Source organism: Acidimicrobiia bacterium (assembly GCA_035651955.1).
Classification (GTDB): Bacteria; Actinomycetota; Acidimicrobiia; order IMCC26256; family JAMXLJ01; genus JAMXLJ01.
This window is the reverse complement of record DASRES010000063.1, coordinates 14705-34912: the sequence shown is the minus strand read 5'-3', so window position 1 is coordinate 34912 and position 20208 is coordinate 14705. Positions and strand designations below refer to the sequence as shown.

Sequence of the window (20208 nt, the reverse complement as noted above, 5' to 3'; positions counted from 1 at the left end):
GCCGCGCTGTTCCTGAGCCCGCGCACCGTCGAGCAGCACCTCGTGCGGGTCTACCAGACGCTCGGGATCCGCTCGCGTGCGGAGCTGGTGCGTCTCGTCGCGACGGATCCGGAGTTCGCGCGCGAGCCCGGCGCGTGATCCGGGCGCCGGCTCGGTTCGCGTCCGTCTCCCATCCCACTCGCTACCGGCGGGCGAACCGCGCGATCGCGAGCGGCGCGAAGACGGCCACGATCACGGCGCTCCACAGCAACGAGACGACGACGTCGTGGCCGGCCGAGTGGTGCAGCAGCGCCTCGACGCGCCGGCCGCCGACCAGGCACCGGACCGCGTCGACCATGACGGTGATCGGCTGGTGGTCCGCGATCGGACGCATCCAGGACGGCATCGTCGACACCGGGACGTACGCGCTCGACACGAACGTCAGCGGGAAGACGAGCATGGCCATGCCCTGTGCCGCCTGCGCGCTGCCGGACACGAGCCCCATCGTGACGAACATCCACTCGAACGCGAACCCGAACACGATGCACAGGCCGAATGCGAGGAGCGCGTGGGGCACGTCCGTGTGCAGCCGGAACCCGACCGCGAACCCGATCGCGGTCGTGACCGCGAGGCTCCACGCCAGCAACGCGGTGTCCGCGAGCGCGCGGCCGAGCACCGCGGCCGAGCGCGGGATCGGCAGCGAGCGCAACCGGTCCGAGAAGCCGTGCTCGGCGTCCTCCGCCACGCCCGCCGTGGCGCCGCTGCCCGCGAACAGGATCGTCGTCGTGACGAACCCCGGGACGAGGAAGTCGACGTAGGGAACGCCGCCGGTGCTGATCGCGCCGCCGAACACGTAGCGGAAGATCAGGAGGAACAGCGCGCCCTGGACGGTGCTCATCACGAGCAGCTGCGGCGTCCGCACGAACCTTCGCACGGTCCGCCGCGCGACCGCAACGCTGCTCGAGAGGAGACCGGCGTCGGGTCGCGCCCGGCGCTCGTCGCGCAGCTCGGGCGGGGCGGTGACGGTTGCGGTCATCGTGTTCTTCCTTCCTCTGGTCGTTGCGGGGTCGCCGGTCGGTTCAGGCCGCGTCCGCGTCCGAGACGGGCTGGCCGGTGAGCGTCAGGAACACCTCGTCGAGCGTCGGCCGTCGCAGCGCGACGTCGTCGACCGCCACGCCGAGCAGGTCGAGCACCCGGACGACCTCCATCAGCCGCGCCGTCCCGTCGTCGACGCCGATCGCGACGCGGCGTGTCGCGACGTCGACCCGCGGGTCGGGATCGAGCGGACGGAGCCCGTCGGCGACGCGAGGTACGGAGTCGGCGTCGCGCACGTGGATCTCGACGACGTCGCGACCTGCTCGTGCCTTCAGCTCGCTCGGCGTTCCGGACGCGATGACCCGACCGCGGTCGACGATCACGATGTCGCTCGCGAGCTGATCGGCCTCGTCGAGGTACTGCGTCGTCAGCACGACGTCGGTGCCCGCGGCGACGAGCGCGCGGATCGCGTCCCACAGCGCGATGCGGCTCCGTGGGTCGAGGCCGGTCGTCGGCTCGTCCAGCAGCAGGAGCCGAGGCGAGCCGACGAGGCTCGCACCGAGGTCGAGGCGGCGGCGCATGCCGCCCGAGTACGTGCGTACGAGACGGTCGGCGTCGGCGCTCAGCCCCAGCTGATCGAGGACCGACGCCGCGGCGCGTCGTGCCGCGCGACGGTCGAGGCCGAACAGGCGGCCCACCATCTCGAGGTTCTCGCGGCCGGTCATCGCCTCCTCGACCGCGGCGTACTGCCCGGCGAGGCCGATGACGCGGCGGACGGCCGCGGGGTCACGGCCGGCGTCGATCCCGGCGACGTGCAGCGAGCCGCCGTCGGGCCGTACGAGCGTCGCGACGGCTCGCACGAAGGTCGTCTTGCCGGCGCCGTTCGGGCCCAGCACCGCGGCGACGCGGCCGCGGTGCGCGACGAGGTCGAGCCCGTCGAGGGCGCGCGTCTTGCCGTAGTGCTTGGTGAGGCCGCGGGCCTCGACGATCGCGGTCATCGTGGTGGCTCCCGGGTCGCGGGCTGGGGTGGACCGCCGCAGTATCATTCATCCGAATGACGAAAGTCAAGCAAACGAATGAGAAAGTTACTCACATGATGGAGAAGTCGTCACCGCGGCGCGCACCCGAGCCCGACGCCCGGCGTCGTGACGCCGAGCGGACACGCGAGCGGATCGTCGAGGCGGCGCTGGCCGAGTTCGCGGCGAAGGGCTATGCGGGCGCCCGCGTGCGGGGGATCGCCGAGCGCGCCGGCGTCAACGCGCAGCTCATCTCGTACTACTTCGGCGGCAAGGAGGGCCTGTACCGCGAGATCCTCGACCGCTGGCACGCGCGGGAGGCCGGGATCGAGGGCCGGGAGCTGCCGTTGCCAGAGTTCGTCGCCGCGTACGTCGACGCGACCCTGGACTCGCCCGATCTTCTCCGCATGTTCGTGTGGGAGGGGCTGACCGCGGGCGGGCCGGCGGTGGAGCAGCCGACCGTGGACGGCGAGGCACCCGAGGTCGTCGCCCTGCGGGAGCGCCAGGCCGCGGGCGAGCTGGCCGGCGACATCGATCCCGCGTACCTGCTCGTCGCGGTGATGGGCGCGACGGCGGCGCCCGCGGTGATGCCCCAGCACATCGAGCGCTTGTGCGGCGTGGCGGCCGACTCGGACGAGTTCCGCACCCGTTTCGCCGAGCAGCTGCGCGTCATCGTCGGGCACCTGCGCGCCGGAGGAGGCGCCTGAGCGGCGGGGGTGCGAAGATCCGTGGCCTTCATCGCCAGCAGCGGGGACGGACCGGGAGGCGGACGGGGTGAGGGTGCTCGTGACGGGGGGTGCCGGGTTCATCGGCTCGCACCTCGTCGATGCCCTCCTCGCCGAGGGGAACGCCGTCGCGGTCCTGGACGACCTCTCGACCGGTCGGCGCGAGAACGTGCACGACGAGGCCCGCCTCGTCGTCGGCTCCGTGCTCGACGCCGGTGCCGTCGCGGATGCGATCGACGGCGTCGAGGTCGTGTTCCATCTCGCCGCGCTTGGCGCCGTCTCGCGATCCGTCGACAACCCGGTCGCGACGCAGCGCGCCAACACCGAGGGCACGTTGAACGTCCTCGTCGGCGCGCGCGACGCGGGCGCTCGGCGCCTCGTGCTCGCGTCGTCCAGCAGCGTGTACGGCGGGGTGAGCGGCAAGCCGACCGCGGAGACCGTTCCCGCGCGGCCACGTTCGCCCTACGCGGTGAGCAAGCTCGCGGCCGAGTGGCACTGCCGTGTGTTCACGGAGCTCTTCCCGCTCGAGACGGTCGTGCTGCGCTACTTCAACGTCTACGGGCCGCGCCAACGCCCCGACGCCGCGTACGCCGCGGTCATCCCGCTCTTCGCCGCCGCGCTGCTCGCGGGCGACCGGCCGACCGTCTACGGCGACGGCCTCCAGGCGCGCGACTTCACGTACGTGTCCGACGTCGTCGCCGCGAACCTCGCCGCCGCGACCGCGCCGGCGAGCGTGCGGGGCGCGGTGCTCAACGTCGCGCCCGGCCAGTGCCACACGCTGCTCGACCTGCTCGCGATCCTCGGCGACCTCCTCGGCACGCGGCCCGACCCCGTCTTCGCCGATCCGCGGGCCGGTGACATCAAGGTCAGCCAGGCCGACGCCACCGCCGCCCGGCGGACGCTCGGCTGGGAGCCCCACGTGTCGTTCGCCGAGGGGCTCGGTCGCTACGTGGACTGGCTCCGCTCGGGGCGCGCGCGGTGACGGGGCGACCCGTCAGTGTCCGTTGCTCGTGGGCGGGTTCGCGAAGAAGCTCATCGCGGGACCGGGCGCGGTCGTCGTCGTCGTGATCGTGGCCGGGGTCGTCCCGGCCGTGCTGCTGCACGACGCCAGACCCGCGCCCAGTGCGGCCGCCGCGACGACGACCGCGGCGATCCGCCCGACTCGCACGGTCGTGCGCGGCGAAGCGGAGCCGTGGGCGGACGGCCGGGAGCGAGCGGGCGACTGAGCAGGCGAGTGAGCCATGAAGAGGGCATGTTAGGGCCGCGATTCGTGCGTGTGCCCGCGGCAGCGCGCACACCCTCGGTGGTACCGTGCCGCGCTCGGCACGTCAGCGGGGGTGGGTGGAGCGCATGACCGACCCGGGTGCACTGGAGGCTCGTCTCGACGAGCGCCGCGCGACCGTGGTGATCGCCGGGCAGGGCTACGTCGGGCTCCCCGTCGCGATGCGTGCTGCCGAGGTCGGGTTCCGCGTCGTCGGATTCGAGCCGGACGCCGATCGGCTGGCCGCGCTGCGCGCCGGTCACTCCTACGTCGAGGACGTCGACGACGCGCGGCTCGCCGCCGCGCTGCGCGCCGGGTACCACCCCACCGACCGCGCCGAGGACCTCGCGGGCTTCGACGTCGCGGTCATCTCGGTCCCGACCCCGCTGCGCGAGGGCATCCCCGACCTGTCGTACGTCGAGGCCGCGGCGACCACCCTTGCCGGCGCGTTGTCGCCGGGCGCGCTCGTGATCCTCGAGTCGACGACGTACCCCGGGACGACCCAGGAGCTCGTACGGCCGCTGCTCGAGCGGTCCGGCCTGCGCGCGGGCGAGGACTTCATGCTCGGCTACTCGCCCGAGCGCATCGACCCCGGCAACCCGACGTGGACGTTCGAGAACACGCCCAAGGTCGTGTCGGGCATCGACGACGCCTCGTTGCGGTGCGTCGAGGCGTTCTACTCGGCGCTCGTCGACAAGGTCGTCCCCGTCGGCTCGACCGCCGAGGCGGAGCTCGTCAAGCTGTTCGAGAACACGTTCCGGCACGTCAACATCGCGCTGATGAACGAGCTCGCGATGTTCGCGGGTGATCTCGACGTCGACATCTGGAGCGCGATCGACGCCGCGTCGACCAAGCCGTTCGGGTACCTGCGCTTCACGCCCGGGCCCGGCGTCGGCGGGCACTGCCTCCCGATCGACCCCTCGTACCTGTCGTGGCGCGTGCGACGCCGCTCGGGGCACCCGTTTCGGCTCGTCGAGCTGGCCAACGAGGTCAACGAGCACATGCCCGAGTACGTCGTGCAGCGGATCACCGGCCTGCTCAATCGCTACGGCCGTGCCGTGCGCGGCACGTCGGTCCTGCTTCTCGGCGTCGCGTACAAGGCGGGGACGTCCGACTGGCGGGAGTCGCCGTCGGTCGCGGTCGGGGAGCGGCTGGCGGCGCTCGGTGCCGATGTGCACGCGTGCGACCCGCACATCCCGCCCGTCCTGCGCGCGCCGCTCCCGTTCGACCTCGTCGACTACACGCCGGAGTCGCTCGCCGCCGCGGATCTCGTCGTCGTGCTCGTCGACCATCCCGAGTTCGACGCCGACACGATCGCGTCGCATGCGCAGCTCGTGTTCGACGCGAAGGCCCATCTGCGCGGGCACGCGTTCGAGGGCGAGACGCTCTAGCTGTCGCGGAAGCGCGCGTACGGGTCGTCGCGCGCGGTGATCCCGAACGGCGCGTAGGGGTCGCGGTCGTCGTACTCACGCGGTTGCGCGGCTTGGCCGTTCGCGTGCTCGGGCGTGCGCCCGTTCGGCACGGGCATGAACGGCGCGTACGGGTTGTCCGACCACGCGCTGGCGGGCGCCGCGGCCTCGACGCGGTCGATCGTTCGCGTACCGGCCGGCGTCTGCTCCTGCCGCCACTTCGGCACGAACTCGGGCAGCGCGAGGAACGTCAGCACGAGTGGCATGGTCTGCGTTCGTTGCCGCGCGAGCAGGCCGAAGTTCGCGAACGACGAGAACGCGAAGATGAACATCGCCGTGAAGCCGATGCAGTACGCGATGTATGGCCGCTCGCGCGCCATCCGCGGGATGGAGCGGAGGCGGCGGCGCGACTTGATCGTCAGGATGACGAGGAAGAGGCTCTCGGCCGTCGCCGCCATCTCCTGACCGCTGTGCGCCTCCCAGGGGAGCGGCCGGAACAGGACGGTGACCGTCGCCCACGGGACGTCGATCGGGCTGTGGATGCGCGCGGGCGAGAACGTCGAGCCCGCTTCCTTCCCGGTGAGCTGCTGCGTCTTGTCGAGCTTCTTGCCGACGGTCGTCTGGTCGAGGCTGTTGACGCCGAGGAAGCTCTTGGCCTGCGAGACGAGCACGAGGCCGACGAGGAACAGCGCGCCGAAGACGATGACGCGCAGGATCGGTGCCGACGGTGACGCCGACTGCGACTTCCCGACGAGCGCCGCGAACACGAGCCCGCCGAAGACGACGAGCGCGACGTGCGGGCGCAGCATCGTGACGCCGACGAGCCCGGCCGCGAGCAACAGGATCGCCGGGAGGACCTGTCGTGTGAGCAGCAGCGCGACGCCGTACGAGCACAGCCCGACGCAGAAGAGGCCCCAGCCCTCCTTGCCGAGCGCCGAGGGCCAGTACAGGAGCGACGGGAGGAACAGCACCAGCAGCCCGTACCGGCGACCGTCTCCCTCGGGGACCGCGCGGCGGAACGCGCGCCACAGCATGAGCAGCCCGAGGAACGACAGGAACGAGAAGAAGACGAAGGCACCGAGCTCCGACGTGCCCGAGAACGCGTAGACCACGCCGGTGAGGGCCTTGAGGAAGCCGGTCCCGACGAGCTTGCCGGTGTTCGGGCTGAAGTCGAAGTGGCGGTAGTACGGCGCGAGCTGCCGGCCCGCCTTGTCGTAGGTGTTGGCGTCGAGCACGCCGCCGTAGACACCGAACGCGACGGCCTGCCGCACGAGGACGCCGAGCATCTTGGCCGCGAACGCGGCCATCACGAAGCCGTAGACGCCGGCGTCGCGCTCGCTGCGGGCGATCTTCCGCGCGAGCGGCATCGTCACGATCGCCCACAACGGCACCTGCGCGCACGCGCCGAGGAGGAAGAACGATCCGCGGATGACGCCGATCGCGAGCGTCACCACGTACGCGGCGACGCCGACGAAGACGATGAAGCGACACCACGTCGGCGCGTCGCCGAGCGTCGGCCGGCCGACCGGCGCCTCGTACGCGTTCGTCGCGGTGACGGCCGCGGTCACGGCGTCGGCGGTGCGGTCCCCGGTCCGGCACCGCCGTCCGGGCCGTCGCCGTCGGGAGGCTCGTCCGAGCGCGGCGCGGACGTCGACGGCGGCGTCGCCGGCTCACGGACGATCGTGCCGCTGCGGGCGCCGTGCTCGTGGTGGGTCGGCGCGTCGGTCAGGTCGATGACCGCGACCGGATGGGGCGACCCCTCGGTCCGGGTCCCGGCCGCCTCCACCGCCCGTGCCGGCTGACCGTCGCGCTGCCGTGCCCGTGCACGCTTCCGGCGGCCGCCGAGGAACCGCTTGCGGGGGCGGGCGCTCTCGTCCTCGTAGCCGTAGTACCCGTAGTAGCCGTAGAACCCGTCCGGTGTCGTCCGCTCGACGCCGACGAGGACCGCACCGATCACGCGCGCCTCGACCCGCCTGAGCAGGCCCGCGGCCCGGGCGACGGTCTCGCGGCGCGTCCGGTTCGCGCGGACGACGAAGATGGTCGCGTCGACGACCGTCGCGAGGTCGGCGGCGTCGTTGGCGACGAGGATCGGCGGGCAGTCGAGGATCACGACGTCCGCGAGCTCCGTCGCGACCCGGGTGGCCGCCTTCACCACGCCGACGGTCTGCGCAGGCATGTTCCCGCGCGCGCTCGCCGCGAAGCGGACGCCGGGCACCGTGCTGTCCTGCAACACGTGCTCGAGGTCCTCGGCGGTGAGGTCGGTGTCGAGCTCGGCGAGGTTCGGGGTCGAGCGGCCGCCGAAGTACCGGTGGATGGTGGGGCGGCGGGGGTCGGCGTCGAGGACGATGACGCGCGCACCGGTCTCGGCGAACGTCGCCGCGAGGTTGACCGCGGTGACCGACTTGCCCTCACCGGGGCCCGCGGACGTGACGAGCAGCGTGCGCAAGGGCCGGACGGCGTGGCCCTGCGATCCGTTGCTGCTCCCGTTGGTGTTGACGGGATGGCGCGGCCACATCGCGATGATCGACGTCCGCAACGTCCGGTACGCCTCGGCGAGCAACGAGGACGGCTCCTCCGCGGCGATGACCCGGAACCGGTCGGCGCGGGTGATCGGGACCGCCGAGATCTCGGCCGCCACGGGCATGCGGGCGGTGCCCTCCGCGCTCCGGAGGTCGCGCACGCGCGGGCGCATCGTCTCGGCGAGCAGGATGATCGCGATGCCGACCGCGATGCCGATGCCCATGCCGAGCAGGTAGCGCGGCAGGCCGGCCTTGACGACCGCCTCCTTCGGCAGCTTCGGCGGGATGACGTCCTCGCTGTTGGTCGAGGCGAGCTGGTAGGTGACGAGCGGGCTCGTGCTGTTCGTCTGCAGGTAGCCGAACAGCTGGCGGTCGAGCGAGATCAGCCGGTTGACCGCGGCGTCGTGCTGCGCGTTGAGGCGCTTGGCCTCGTTGATGTTCCGCGCGAAGAACGCGGCGAGGGCTTCGAAGTGCAGCGTGGGGATCTGCTGGAAGATCGGCTTCCGCTGCGCGTCGACCGTCGCGAACACGCTCTGCACGAAGTGGACGAGCGGCGTCGCGATCCCGTTGCTGCTCGGCAGGTTGAGGAAGATCTGCAGCTCCGTCGCCATCGCGTTGGCGACCGCGGCCGCCTGGTAGCGCGAGTTCCCCGACGCGACGATCGTCAGCGAGCCGGTGATCTTGTTGGGCGTCACGACGACCGTGGCCGGGGACATGAAGACGCCCCGTGGATTGCCCTCGACGTTCGGGTCGATCGGCTGGTCCTTGGAGACGGGCGGGGGGGTGAACGCGGTCGGGTTCCCGACGCCGAGCGTGGCCGAGACCCGCTGCGGGACGTCACCCGTCGTGGCGAGCAGGGCCAAGCGGTCGTAGTCGATGCCGGGCGTCTCGCTCGACCCGAGCGGCTTGGCGACGAGGACGGCGGTCGCCTTGTACGTCGACGGCGGCACGACGATCGGCTTGGGCGCGGCCGGCTTCGTCGCGAACGCGGCGATCAGCCCGATGATCGCGGTGATCGGCAGCACCCACCATCGTTGTCGTACGAGTCGCAGGTACTCGACCGGTCTCATGGGTTCTGGCGGCTCCCGTCACTCCTCGGCGTGCGCCCCGGGTCCGCGGTGCCGCCACGCAGCACGGACGACGTTCGAACGACGCAATGTACTCGCTCGACAATCCGCAGGTACAGGGCGTTCCGCCCGAAATCGACCCCACCACGGCGCGTCGCGACCGCGGCGCAGCACGCTACCCACCGCTGTGCGCGAGCGGGCCGCGGCGGCTACGTTCCGGTCCCTTCCGGCCGAGGGAGCCATGGGCATCACCCGCATGGAGCGAGTCGACCGCGGCGCGTCGACGGCCGTGCTGTGGATCGCCGTCGGCGCCGCCATCGTGGCCCTGGCCGCCGCCGTGCCCCTCGTGCTCGCCTCGCACTACGGCGCGCTCGGCATCCCCCGCAGCGACGACTGGTCGTACCTGCTCGTGCAGTTCCGCTTCGTCGACCACGGGACCGTCCGCCTGAACAACTGGGTCTCGATGACCCTCATCGGCCAGGTCCTCCTCGGCGCGCCCGTCGCGTTGCTGAGCGACCACAGCATCACCGCGATGCAGGTGTTCACGGCCGTCCTCGGGCTGATCGGGCTCGCCGCGGTCCTCCGGGCCGGTCGTCAGACGGTCGGGTCTCGGTGGGTGGGCGCGTTCGTCGCCGTGATGGTCGCGGCCGGACCGCTCTGGGGCCCGCTGGCGGCGAGCTTCATGACCGACGTGCCCGCGTTCGCGTTCGGGATGCTCGCCCTCGTCGTCGGCATCGACGCGCTGCGGCGGCGACCCGTCTCGATCCCCCTCGTCGCGGCCAGCGTCGCGCTCGGGTTCGTCGCGTTCTCGATCCGCCAGTACGCGGTCGTCGCACCCGTCGCCGTGATCGTCTCGGCCGCGTGGGTGCTCGCGCACGAGCACGACCGCAAGCGTCTCCGCGTGCTCGCGGTGTTGAGCGCGGTGTTCGTCGTCCTCGCGATCGCGTTGTTCGTGTGGTGGCGCAACCTGCCCGAGTCGCTCGCGCTCGCCCCGGTCTTCCCGAACGGCCACTCGATCAAGGGCCTGGTGATCAAGGGCACCGACCTGTGGCGTCTCGTCGGCCTCTTGTGCGCGCCGGCCGTCGTGCTCGCGGGACCGGCGCGGCTCGTCCGGCGCGCGTGGCGGTCGAGCGCGCGGTTGACGGGCTGGCTGACGGTGCTCTGCGCGCTCCTCCTCGCGGCGATCTACTTCCACGTCCCGAAGCGGCCGTTCGTCGGCAACTACGTCTCGCGCGACGGTGTGCTCACGACGGACGTCATGACCGGCACGCGCCCGAACGTCGTCCCGCGGGCGGTGTTCGACCTGATGGTCCTGGTCGGGTCGCTCGCCGCGATCCTGCTGGTCCTCGCGCTCGTGCCCGCCCTGATGGAGGGGGGACGACGGCTGCGCCGCCGCGACCTCGCGCCGCCCGGACCCGCCGTTCTCGTGTTCGGCACGACCGTCCTCGGCTTCGCGCTGGCGTACGCGGTCGCCCTCGTCACCGATCTCCCGATGTACGACCGGTACGCGCTGCCCGTCGTCCCGCTCGTCGCGCTCCTCGTGCTGCACGCGGGCCGCGCGGCCCGAACCGAGGGCGCACGCGCCTCCTCGGAGGACGTCGGTGCGGCCCGCGGAGGGCGCTTCGTGACGACGACGGCCGTGGCGGCGTGGTCGGGCGTCGCGCTCGTCGCCCTGCTCGTCGTGGGGCTCGCGTACACCGCGGACTCGGCGTCCTTCGACGGCGCCCGCTGGCGCGCGGCCACCGCGCTCACGCACCGCGGGTACACGCCGTTGCAGATCGACGGCGGCTTCGAGTGGAACAGCTACCACTTCGGCGGCGCGCCGAGCACCGTGCGCGCGCCGAACAGCGCGACGTCGGCGAAGCGCAAGCCGAGCGCGCGGGAGCGCCGGTTGCACTACTGCGTCAAGCTGTCGATGGGGGAGGCCCGCCCGGGGACGCGCCCGATCGGGTCCCAGCCCTACGACGCGCCGACGCGCGCGCCCTCGCGGATCGTCGAGGCCGTGACGCGGCCGTGCGTCCCGAGCGGGTGAGCGTCGACGGAGGACCGACCCGAGTGCGCCTGCAGGCGCGGGGCGGACACCGTGCGTGGCAGACTGCCGCGTCCGTGGCGCGTGCGACGGGAGGACGACCGGGCCGGACCGTGGCGACCGTGGCGACCGTGGCGATCGGAGGACGTGACAGGTGAGCGTCTCTGTCCCCTCGCCGCGGGACGCATCCGAGGCACGGTCGCGCGACGGTGCGCGCCGCGACGAGCCCACGACGGTCGTGCGCAGCGCGGCCGACATCCCCGCGGCGCCCCCGCCCGAGCTGCGCTACCGGCGCGCGCTCCGGCTCGGCACGGCGCTGCGCGACCTCTGGCGGTCGCGCCACGTCGTGTGGAGCCTCGCGGTCCGTGAGCTCCGCTCGACGTACAACCAGGAGATCCTCGGCATCGCGTGGGCACTCCTCGCGCCCTTCACGCTGATGATCGTCTTCACGTTCCTGTTCGAGCGCGTCGGCAACGTGAACACCGGCGGCGTCCCGTACCCGCTGTTCTCGTACATCGGGCTCGTGCCGTGGACCTTCTACTCGAACGCGGTGTCGACCGCGGGCACGAGCCTCGTCAACCAGCCGCTCCTGAACAAGGTCTACGCGCCCCGTGAGGTGTTCCCGCTCGCGGAGGTCGTGACCGCGGGCGTCGGTGCCGTGTGCGCGACCTTCGCGCTGGTGTTCCTCTTCCTGTTCGAGGGGCGCGGCCCGAGCGCGACGTCGTACTGGGCGCTGCCGCTCGTCGTCCTGCTCGTCGCGTTCACCGTCGCGTCGGCGTTGTTCACCGGCAGCATCACCGTGTACCTGCGCGACCTGCGGCACGCGCTGCCGCTGGTCCTGCAGCTCGGGCTGTTCGTGACGCCTGTCGTCTACGGGCTGCGCGAGTTCCCCGTCGGTCTGCGTGCTCCGTACGTCGCGGTGAACCCGCTCGGCGGGATCATCGACGGCCTGCGCGAGTCGGTGCTGTACGGGCGCGCGCCGCACACGCCGTACCTCGTGATCGAGACGCTGTCGTGCGCGCTGTACCTCCTCGGTACGTACATGCTCTTCAAGCGGTTGGAAACGGGCTTTGCCGACGTGTCCTGACGGGACGGTCCGCGTCGAGCGGCTGTGGAAGCGGTTCCGGGCCGACCGCGGGCGCCGGCTGCTGCGCGACCACGTGCAGCGCGCGACGGCGCGGCTGCGGGGGCCGGTCGCCGCGAACCCGTGGCGGTGGGTGTTGCGCGACGTCTCGTTCGACGTCGAGCCGGGCGAGGCCGTCGCGATCATCGGTGCGAACGGAGCCGGCAAGTCGACGCTGCTCAAGATCGTGAGCGGCGTGATGTTCCCGCACACGGGGCGAATCGCGACCGGCGGCCGTGTCGGCGCGCTCATCGAGGTGATGTCGGGCATCCATCCCGAGCTGACCGGGCGCGAGAACGTGATGATCTACGGCACGTTGCTCGGGCTGAGCCGCAAGCAGGTCGCGTCACGGCTCGACGAGATCATCGCGTTCGCGGAGCTCGAGGACGCCGTCGAACGGCAGGTGAAGTTCTACTCGAGCGGCATGCGGATGCGGCTCGGCTTCGCGGTCGCCGCCTTCCTCGAGCCGAGCGTCCTCATCGTCGACGAGGTGCTCGCGGTCGGCGACACGTCGTTCCAGCAGAAGTGCCTCGACCGCATGCGCGACGTGATCCAGAGCGGCACGACGCTGATGCTCGTCTCGCACGACCTCGCCGCGGTCGAGGCGACCGCGAGCCGCGGCATCTGGTTGTCGGACGGCATCGTCCGCGCCGACGGTCCCGTCGGCGACGTGCTCGGCGCGTATCGGGCGGAGATCGAGGCCAGCGCGGCGGAGCACGCGGACGTGCACGGCCTCGTCCGTGTCGACGCGGTGCGCGCGGAGGGCCCGGACGGTCGCGCCGTGCTCGTGAACGAGCCGTGCATCGTCAACCTGACCGTCTCGACCGACGTCGAGCGCGCGGTGAACCTGTATCTCGGCGTCAGCGAAGGCGCGCCGACGCCGATCTTCGTGGTGCGCCACGAGACGATGCTCCCGCCCGGCACGACGAAGCTCCGCCTGTGCCTGCCCCGGCTCCCGCTCCCGCCCGGGCAGTACTTCCTGTGGTTCGGCGCGTACCAGATCGAGACCCGCATCGAGTACACGCCGTGGCAGCCGATCGCGCCGCTCCTGGTGTCGGGCGTGCGCCAGCTCGACCCGACGCCGCGCGCGATCGTCCGCCTGTCGCCCGTCTACGTCGAGGCGCACTGGGGGAGGGCAGAGCAAGGTGAGTGACGCGAAGGTCGTCATTGCCGGTGCGGGGCGCGCGGGGACGTCGCTGCTGCTCGACGTCCTGACCGAGCTCGGGTTCGACACCGGGCGTGACGGCGATCGTCCCGTCCCGCCCATCGAGTCGCCCCGGTCGCCGCGGATCGTCGCCGATCCCGGCCTCGCGCACCGGCTCGCCACAGTCCTCGACGTGCAGGCGGTCGACGTCGAGCACGTGATCGTGCCCGTCCGCGCGCTCGACACCGCGAGCGCGAGCCGGCTGCGGGCGACGCGCTACGGCGCGTTCCTGCACCGCGTCGACTCGCCCATCCGTCGCACGCATGCCACCGCGCAGCGTGCCGCGCTCGGTGTCGAGCTCTACGAGCTCATGGCCGCGATCACGCGTTTCGACCTGCCGCACACGTTCCTGGCGTTCCCGCGCTTCGCGCAGGACTGGCGCTATCTCGCGCAGCAGCTCGGCTTCCTCGACCCGTCCATCACCCCGGCCCAGTGGCGCGACGCGCTGGAGCGGCACGCGGATCCCGAGCGCATCCGGGAGCTTCGCCTCTCACGCAGCGAACGCGTGCTGACGGGTCTCGGCGCGGTCGCCGACGGCGCCGCACGCGCCGCGCACGGGATCCGGCGTGCGCTCGGCGACGTCGCTGCACCGGTGCGAGACGGACGCCACGACGACCGTGCCGCGCAACCCGACGTCACCGTGCACGTCGCCAGCATCAACACGAAGCCGGCGACGGAGCTGTGCATCCGCACGATGCGCCACTACGCGGGCCGTCCCTTCGAGCTCGTCGTCGGTGACTGCGGCTCGACCGACGGGTCGCTCGAGATGCTGCGCGAGTTCGAGCAGCGGGGCTGGTTGACGCTCGAGGTCGCGCCGGACGGCCGGATGCACGCGGAGTGGCTCGACCGGTGGTTGCGCAACTGCCGGACCCGCTACGCGGTGTTCTGCGACTCGGACATCGAGTTCTTCGAGCCGGGCTGGCTCGACGACATGGTGCGTGCCGCGCAGGACAACGACTGCGCGCTCGTCTGCTCGCAGATGCTCCCGCCCCGGGGCCGGTTCGTGCACCCGCACACGGGTGCGAAGCGCACGCTCGGCCCGCGCCCGGCGCCGTGGCTCATGCTCGTCGACGTCGAGAAGGTGCGCGGGCGCGTCGACGCCAGCTTCGCGTACCTCGACGTCGTGGCCCCTGACGCGTACGGCGGGAAGATCGGCTACGACGTCGGCGGCGCGTTCTTCATGGGGCTGCAGGACGCCGGGCTGGGTTGGGTCGAGATGCCGGAGTCGTTCCGCACGACGTTCCGCCACTTCAGCGGGCTGTCGTGGCGCAAGGTGTACGACTGGCACGCGCCGCTGCGCGTGCGGCCCGGGCAGCTCCCGCGCATGGCGACGGTTCTCGCGCACCTCTGGCGCGCGCGGTTGCTCCGCTACGGGGAGACCGCACCCTTGCGCAAGACGTAGAACGCCGTCTCGCCGAGGAGACGCGACGACCGCGTCGTCGCGACGAACGCGAGCTCGAGCGGGTTCACGTACGTCATGAGCGCGGGAAGGATCTCCGCGTCGGGGTCGTCGGTGTGCTCGCGCCGCTTCCCGCGGATGCGGTCGCGCGCGTCGAGGGCGAGGCGGACGATCGCGCGCCGCAACTCGGTCCTCAGCGGTCGCACGAACACGGTCCGGTACTCCTCGAGCTCGAGCCCGGCGCGCGCACCGAGCTCGACGATCCCGGAAGGGAACGCGTACACGACGTGGTCCGCGTTCTCGAACGAGACCCCGAGCTGGCCGGCCCGGACGCGGTGCGGCGCGTACGGGTTGGGCGTCGTGACGACCAGCCGGCCGCCGGGCCCGAGCACTGCGCCCGCGAGCTCGAACAGCGCCTGTGGCGACGCGAGATGCTCGAGGACCTCGCCCGCGACGACGACGTCGAACGGACCGCGCGCCACGAGCGGCGCCGGGTCCCCGCACACGTCGTGCACCTGCGCGTCGAACCCTGCGGCCTGCATCGCCGCCACACCGTCCGCCTCGACGTCGATCCCGACGCACGACGACGCGACCTCCGTGATCCGCCGGTGGAGCCAGTTCGGGCCCGCGTGGAGCTCGGCGCGGTGGTCGACGCAGCCGACGTCGAGCACACGCGCGTCGCGGCACAGCTCGACGATCCGCTCGGTGCGGTCGCGCAAGGGGCTGCGGACCGCGTGGACGACGGCCTCGTGTCGCGCGCGCAGCACGGGGCGCGCGTTCGGGTCGTCGGAGAGGTCACGCCACGGTGTCGGCATGCCGATCGACACGGGTCAGGCGCGCACGCGCACGCGGCGGCGGGCAGTGAGGACGACGATCACGACGGCCACACCGAGCACGACGAACGCGACGGCGCCCGCCTCGAGGACGTGGCGGAGGAACCCGCTGTGCACGCGCGGCTGACGAGATCCCTCCACGGCGTCGAACGCGGCGATCGTCGCCGGGTTGCGGTTCTCGACGGTGCCCGTCGGTCCCTTTCGCGCGACGGCGTGCGCGGTCGTCGCGTACACGGGCTCGACCCAGTAGTTCGCGTCGTCGAGGAACTGGTCGGGCGGGGGTGCATCCCGCGGGAACGCGACACCACCCGATCTGATCACACCGTTCGGCCATCCGAGGCCTCGTGACCACGGGGCGTGGAGCGGCGGGACGTCGAGACCGCGCGCGCCGGTCGTGTACCAGTCGTCGAAGTACAGCGGGTCCTCGGCGAAGTGGCCCGCGTTCGTGTGGTACGCGGCGACGTACGTCACGTGCGCGCGGATGGGCACGGGGGCGGGGAACGTCGCGGTCTGCCAGCCCGACGCGCTCTCGTGCACCACGGTCGTGGTCGCGAGCTGCCTGCCCGTCGCCGACCACAGCGTCGCCACGTGCGTGCCGGTGTTGTCACGCGCCTTGTAGAACCGGATGCCGAGCACGTAGCCGTCCGCGTCGGCGCTGAACTTCACGCCGAGCTCGTGCGGCCCGGGCACCCCGCCGTCGGGCCTCGCGGGGGTGACCGACGAGCTCCACAGCGTGCAGGGGCACGGGCGCGCCACGACGTCCGGCCCCGCGACGGAGACGGGCGCGCCGAGGTTCGCGCTGTCGTCGACGGCGCGGGCCGCCACGGTCGTGGGCCCGAGCGACGTCGGCACGAAGACGTACGTCCAGCGCGACCGGCCCTTGGCCTCGTGCCAGGCCCTGCCGCCGTCGACGGAGACCTCCACGGTCGCGACCGCGCCGCCGACGTCGCGTGCGGTGCCGGTGACCGTGACGGCCGACCCGACCGCCACGTGTGCCGGCAGGCGCGAGCGCGTGATCGTCGTCGTCGGCGCAGTCCTGTCGGTCGACGGTCGCGCCCGGACGAGCCCGTGCTGCAGCGAGGCCGGCTGCGCGCCGAGATCCGCGAGCACGTTCACCGTCGCCTGCCGGATGCGCCGGTCCGGCCGTGGTACCGCGCGGCCGTCCCAGCTCGCGTCATGGTGCGCGTCGAGCCCCCAGGACCACTGCACCGACGACCCGGAGAACACGAGCGCGCCGCTCGACGCGCGATACAGCGTGACGTCGTGTGTGAAGGGTGCGCCGCTCGTGCTCGAGAGGTCCGCCGTGTCGAGCGGACGCGACGCATCGTCCGCGTCCCAGTCCCACTCGTATCCGAGCGTCTGCGCGGCGAGCGTGACGCTCGAACCCCGCGGCAGCCGGTCGAGCCCGGTGTGGCGCCAGAGACGCAGCCGGCCGTCGTCCGCGCTGACGCGCAGGGGGAGCGCGGGCACGTCGTACACGCCGTACTCCGTCCCGATGAGCGCGTTCTCCGGGTGCCCCCCGTCCGCGGGCGGCGAGAAGCGCGGATCGCGCCACAGCCCGGTCCAAACAGCGGTCGGATCGGTCTTGAAGTTGGCGAGCGACTCCTTGTAGGTGACGAGCGTGCGGTACGGCTGGTGGGAACCGTCGATGCTCGGCTCCCAGCGCGTCTTCCAGTAGCTCGTGTTGCCGCTGAAGAACGCGAGGTTCACACCGGCGTCGCGCGCCGCGACGAAGCTCGCCCGCTGCCCAGCGGACCAGTACTCGTCGTGGCCGACGGACAGGACGACGCGGTGGTCGCGCAGCTTCGCGCCGAACCGGTCGCTGTCGACGCTCGTGAAGTACGACACGTCGTAGCCGTTCGCCTCGAGCCAGCGGATCATCGGGTACTCCGAGTACAGGACCCAGCTCTCGACCGCGTGGCCGCCCTCCGCCGTGCGGGTGGTGAAGGGCCGGTTGTAGCTGACCTTCGCCGTGGGGGGGTCCGTGTAGATGCCGGTGCCGCCGTAGTCGTTGTACGCCTCCCACGTCGAGTCGGACGTCTGGAACAGCACCGTGGAGTGGCGCTCGTCGTCGCGCACCACGAAGAACACCTGGCTCGCGCCGCGCGTGTCGTCGCGGACGAGCCGCGCGAAGTACACGCCGGACACGGCATCACGGGGGACGGCCCAGCTCGCGGACTCGGCCCAATTCCCGCAGTCGACGAGACGCACGTGCACGGTCGTCTCGCGCGTGCACGGCGGCTGGCGTTGTGGGAGCGGTGCCGACGGCAGGACGGTCGCGACCTGCCGGGCCCCGTCACCGCGGTAGAAGCCGAGCCGGAAGATGTCGAGGTGGTAGCGGCGGGCCGGCGTGTCGACCTTGAAGTGGACCGTCTGCCCGTGGTCGACGCTGATGTCCGTCGCGAACCCCTGGATCGTCGGGTCGCCGGACCCCTTGACGGCCCAGTCGCGCTCGGGCGTTCCCGGCCGCCGGTTCTCGCACACGACGGGTGACGTCGTCGGGCACGCCGCCGTCCCACGGTGCAGTGGCGGCGCGGCCGCGAGGCTCGACACGCCGACGCTCGTCGCGGCGACGAGCACGCCCAGCGGGCCGAGGGTGACGACCCTCCTCATCGCGATGCCCTCTCCAGCGCGTCCACGTACACCTGCCGCAGCACCTGCCCCACGGCCTCGGGTCGACGGGCCGCCGCGATTCTCGCCGCGGCGGCGGACATCGCGCGCCTCGACGCGTCATCGGCCAGCGCGTCCGTGACCGCACCGGCGAGCGCGACACGGTCGCCCGGCGGCACGACGACGCCCGTCCCGTCCTCGCGGACCGCGTCCCCGAGCGCGCCGACGTCGGACACGACCACGGGGACACCGTGCGCGTACGCGTCCTGGAGCACCGCGCTCTGCGACGCGAACGACGTGTACGGCAGCACGACCAGGTCTGCCGCGCGGAACAGCTCCTCCTTCCGCTCGAGCGTCGCGAACCCGATCTCCGCGCGGATGCGCGGGTCGTTCGCGGCCGCCGAGGCGACGAGGTGCTCGACGTCGGGCGCGCCGCGACCGGCGAAGACGAAGGTCGCGTCCGTCTCGCCGGTGGTCGCCCGGATCGCGTCGAGCAGCACGTCGACGCCCTTGTTCCGCCGGAACGCGCCGAAGAACAGCACGACCGGGCGGGATGCGGGCGGGGACGGCACGCCCTCTCGCGGGTCGATCGCGACCTCGGGGACCTGCAGTGGCACGACGAAGACCCGGCCGGGGTCGACGGCGAACTCCTCGAGGAGCCGGCGCCGGACGAAGTCGTGGTGGACGACGAGCGTCCCGGCGCCGTCGTACAGCACACGCAGCAGTGCGCGCTCCGCGGCCTTCGGGAGCCGTCGCTGGTGCGGCACGACGTCGTGCACGCTCGACACGAGCGCGGTCCGTCGGCCGAGCCGCCGCAGCGCGACCGGGTCGGTGAAGCGGTTGAGGTACATGACGTGGCACACGTCGAAGCGCCCGAACCGGACGGTCCGATCGCGTATGAGCGCGCGCCTGACGTAGGTCGACGCGCGGGACGCGAGCCACCGCGGGGACCGCTCGCGTCGCTCCGCGACGTTCGGCAGCGCGGCGACGACCGTGCACCCCGGGACCGACGACGTCGCCGGATCCGTCGCGCGCGCGGTCACGTGGACGAGCAGCTCGTCCCCCGGCCCCACCACCCCCGACGCGAGCCCGAGCTCCTCGCGACGGAGGAACGGCCAGTACCAGTAGACGTTCACACGAAGAGCGTCCGCGCCTCGACGCTTCCGCGCACCTGCCCGACGCGGTTCCCGGCGACCCAGAGCCAGCGCGCGCGTCCGGCACGACTGACGAGGTCCGGGAGGTGCACGACGAGCCACGCCCACGACCGCCATCCGGCGACGGGCGACGGCGGCACGAGCCCCGACTCGCGGACGCGGCGGCGCACGAACGGCCGGCCGTGGCCGTAGGTCAGACCTTGCTGCCAGAGGGCCCGTGCGGAGCGCCGGTAGCGGTAGTGCACGAGCGCGGCCGGCTCGAAGTGGACGGGCACGCCGTGCTCGTGGAGCCGCAACGAGAACTCGGCGTCCTCGGCTCCGAGGTAGCGGTCGTCGAACCCGCCGACCGCGCGCCACACGTCGCGGCGCAGCCCGAGGTTGCCGCCCGAGACGAGCGGGAACAGCCCGTACCAGGTCGCGCACGTCGTGCGGCTGGGTCGGCCCCGGCTCGCCGCGAGCCACGGCGGGTTCAGGCGGTCGACCTCGAGCGGCCCGGTGACGACGGCGTGCTCGCGCAGCGCGTCGCCCATGGCGCGCACCCACCCGTCGGAGACGACGTCGTCACCGTCGCACACCGCGACCTCGTCGGACGCGGCGGCGTCGATCCCGACGGCACGCGTGTAGCAGAGCCCGGCACGGTCGGGTGCCTCGACCAGCCGGACACGCGCGTCACGCGTCGCGTACGAACGGGCCACGGCGGCCGTGGCGTCCGTCGAGCGGTTGTCGACGACGACGATCTCCCACGTGCCGCCCCACTGCTGTCGGAGCAGCGCGTCGAGCTGCTCGGGCAGCGTGCCCGCGACGTCGCGGCACGGGATGACGACGCTGAGGTCCATCACGCCACC

Annotated in this window: 17 protein-coding genes; 9 read left to right on the top strand and 8 right to left on the bottom strand. The window is 72.6% G+C overall.

Annotation, left to right across the window (positions count from 1 at the left end):
* Positions 1-6 precede the first annotated feature (6 nt).
* On the top strand, positions 7-138 hold the full coding sequence (locus VFC33_13630; protein HZR14276.1) for a LuxR C-terminal-related transcriptional regulator: 132 nt from the start codon (positions 7-9) through the stop codon (positions 136-138).
* Positions 139-181: 43 nt separating this feature from the next.
* Here VFC33_13630 and VFC33_13625 read toward each other — a convergent pair whose 3' ends face one another.
* Together VFC33_13625 and VFC33_13620 are read right to left on the bottom strand one after the other, a co-directional pair.
* A complete protein-coding gene (locus tag VFC33_13625) occupies positions 182-1015 on the bottom strand; it encodes an ABC transporter permease (GenBank protein ID HZR14275.1) in 834 nt (277 codons plus the stop codon).
* A gap of 43 nt (positions 1016-1058) precedes the next feature.
* Complete coding sequence (locus VFC33_13620) at positions 1059-2012, bottom strand: ATP-binding cassette domain-containing protein (GenBank protein ID HZR14274.1); 954 nt, start codon at positions 2010-2012, stop codon at positions 1059-1061.
* A gap of 95 nt (positions 2013-2107) precedes the next feature.
* Here VFC33_13620 and VFC33_13615 point away from each other — a divergent pair, with 95 nt between their 5' ends.
* The 4 genes from VFC33_13615 to VFC33_13600 all read left to right on the top strand — a co-directional run bounded on the left by VFC33_13615 (position 2108) and on the right by VFC33_13600 (position 5407).
* Positions 2108-2737 carry a TetR family transcriptional regulator gene (locus tag VFC33_13615; protein HZR14273.1) on the top strand — a complete coding sequence of 210 codons (630 nt, stop codon included), beginning with the start codon at positions 2108-2110 and terminating at the stop codon, positions 2735-2737.
* A gap of 67 nt (positions 2738-2804) precedes the next feature.
* Positions 2805-3737, top strand: a complete 933-nt coding sequence (locus VFC33_13610) for an NAD-dependent epimerase/dehydratase family protein (protein ID HZR14272.1) — start codon at positions 2805-2807, stop codon at positions 3735-3737.
* 28 nt (positions 3738-3765) lie between these two features.
* Complete coding sequence (locus VFC33_13605) at positions 3766-3981, top strand: hypothetical protein (protein ID HZR14271.1); 216 nt, start codon at positions 3766-3768, stop codon at positions 3979-3981.
* 124 nt (positions 3982-4105) lie between these two features.
* Positions 4106-5407: a nucleotide sugar dehydrogenase gene (locus tag VFC33_13600; GenBank protein ID HZR14270.1), complete on the top strand. Its 1302-nt coding sequence runs from the start codon at positions 4106-4108 to the stop codon at positions 5405-5407.
* Here the strand turns inward: VFC33_13600 and VFC33_13595 are convergent.
* Together VFC33_13595 and VFC33_13590 are read right to left on the bottom strand one after the other, a co-directional pair.
* Positions 5404-6993 (bottom strand): hypothetical protein, encoded by a 1590-nt coding sequence (locus VFC33_13595; protein HZR14269.1) that lies wholly within the window; start codon positions 6991-6993, stop codon positions 5404-5406. The genes VFC33_13600 and VFC33_13595 overlap by 4 nt on opposite strands.
* Complete coding sequence (locus VFC33_13590) at positions 6990-9014, bottom strand: CpsD/CapB family tyrosine-protein kinase (GenBank protein HZR14268.1); 2025 nt, start codon at positions 9012-9014, stop codon at positions 6990-6992. Before VFC33_13590 ends, VFC33_13595 begins: the two co-directional genes overlap by 4 nt.
* A gap of 238 nt (positions 9015-9252) precedes the next feature.
* Here VFC33_13590 and VFC33_13585 point away from each other — a divergent pair, with 238 nt between their 5' ends.
* The 4 genes from VFC33_13585 (at position 9253) to VFC33_13570 (ending at position 14769) form a co-directional block, all read left to right on the top strand.
* Positions 9253-11043 carry a hypothetical protein gene (locus tag VFC33_13585; protein ID HZR14267.1) on the top strand — a complete coding sequence of 597 codons (1791 nt, stop codon included), beginning with the start codon at positions 9253-9255 and terminating at the stop codon, positions 11041-11043.
* 151 nt (positions 11044-11194) lie between these two features.
* Positions 11195-12127: an ABC transporter permease gene (locus VFC33_13580; protein HZR14266.1), complete on the top strand. Its 933-nt coding sequence runs from the start codon at positions 11195-11197 to the stop codon at positions 12125-12127.
* Positions 12111-13316 (top strand): ABC transporter ATP-binding protein, encoded by a 1206-nt coding sequence (locus VFC33_13575; GenBank protein HZR14265.1) that lies wholly within the window; start codon positions 12111-12113, stop codon positions 13314-13316. The genes VFC33_13580 and VFC33_13575 overlap by 17 nt, the downstream gene beginning before the upstream one ends.
* Complete coding sequence (locus VFC33_13570; GenBank protein ID HZR14264.1) at positions 13309-14769, top strand: glycosyltransferase; 1461 nt, start codon at positions 13309-13311, stop codon at positions 14767-14769. The genes VFC33_13575 and VFC33_13570 overlap by 8 nt, the downstream gene beginning before the upstream one ends.
* On the opposite strand, the gene VFC33_13565 is transcribed toward VFC33_13570, so the two are convergent.
* From VFC33_13565 to VFC33_13550, 4 genes are read right to left on the bottom strand one after another with little or no spacing between them, the layout of a single operon-like run.
* A complete protein-coding gene (locus VFC33_13565; GenBank protein HZR14263.1) occupies positions 14736-15581 on the bottom strand; it encodes a class I SAM-dependent methyltransferase in 846 nt (281 codons plus the stop codon). The two genes, VFC33_13570 and VFC33_13565, sit on opposite strands and share 34 nt — an antisense overlap.
* A 15-nt stretch (positions 15582-15596) precedes the next feature.
* Positions 15597-18212: a N,N-dimethylformamidase beta subunit family domain-containing protein gene (locus VFC33_13560; GenBank protein HZR14262.1), complete on the bottom strand. Its 2616-nt coding sequence runs from the start codon at positions 18210-18212 to the stop codon at positions 15597-15599.
* Positions 18209-19345, bottom strand: a complete 1137-nt coding sequence (locus VFC33_13555; protein ID HZR14261.1) for a glycosyltransferase family 4 protein — start codon at positions 19343-19345, stop codon at positions 18209-18211. The genes VFC33_13560 and VFC33_13555 overlap by 4 nt, the downstream gene beginning before the upstream one ends.
* A complete protein-coding gene (locus VFC33_13550; protein HZR14260.1) occupies positions 19342-20199 on the bottom strand; it encodes a glycosyltransferase in 858 nt (285 codons plus the stop codon). The genes VFC33_13555 and VFC33_13550 overlap by 4 nt, the downstream gene beginning before the upstream one ends.
* Between the last annotated feature and the right edge of the window lie 9 nt (positions 20200-20208).

Bases quoted from the DNA above. Each gene is read 5' to 3' on its own strand.
- VFC33_13625 (HZR14275.1), bottom strand. From the start codon at position 1,015: ATGACCGCAACCGTCACCGCCCCGCCCGAGCTGCGCGACGAGCGCCGG.
- VFC33_13620 (HZR14274.1), bottom strand. From the start codon at position 2,012: ATGACCGCGATCGTCGAGGCCCGCGGCCTCACCAAGCACTACGGCAAG.
- VFC33_13615 (HZR14273.1), top strand. From the start codon at position 2,108: ATGATGGAGAAGTCGTCACCGCGGCGCGCACCCGAGCCCGACGCCCGG.
- VFC33_13600 (HZR14270.1), top strand. From the start codon at position 4,106: ATGACCGACCCGGGTGCACTGGAGGCTCGTCTCGACGAGCGCCGCGCG.
- VFC33_13590 (HZR14268.1), bottom strand. From the start codon at position 9,014: ATGAGACCGGTCGAGTACCTGCGACTCGTACGACAACGATGGTGGGTG.
- VFC33_13585 (HZR14267.1), top strand. From the start codon at position 9,253: ATGGGCATCACCCGCATGGAGCGAGTCGACCGCGGCGCGTCGACGGCC.
- VFC33_13565 (HZR14263.1), bottom strand. From the start codon at position 15,581: ATGCCGACACCGTGGCGTGACCTCTCCGACGACCCGAACGCGCGCCCC.
- VFC33_13560 (HZR14262.1), bottom strand. From the start codon at position 18,212: ATGAGGAGGGTCGTCACCCTCGGCCCGCTGGGCGTGCTCGTCGCCGCG.
- VFC33_13550 (HZR14260.1), bottom strand. From the start codon at position 20,199: ATGGACCTCAGCGTCGTCATCCCGTGCCGCGACGTCGCGGGCACGCTG.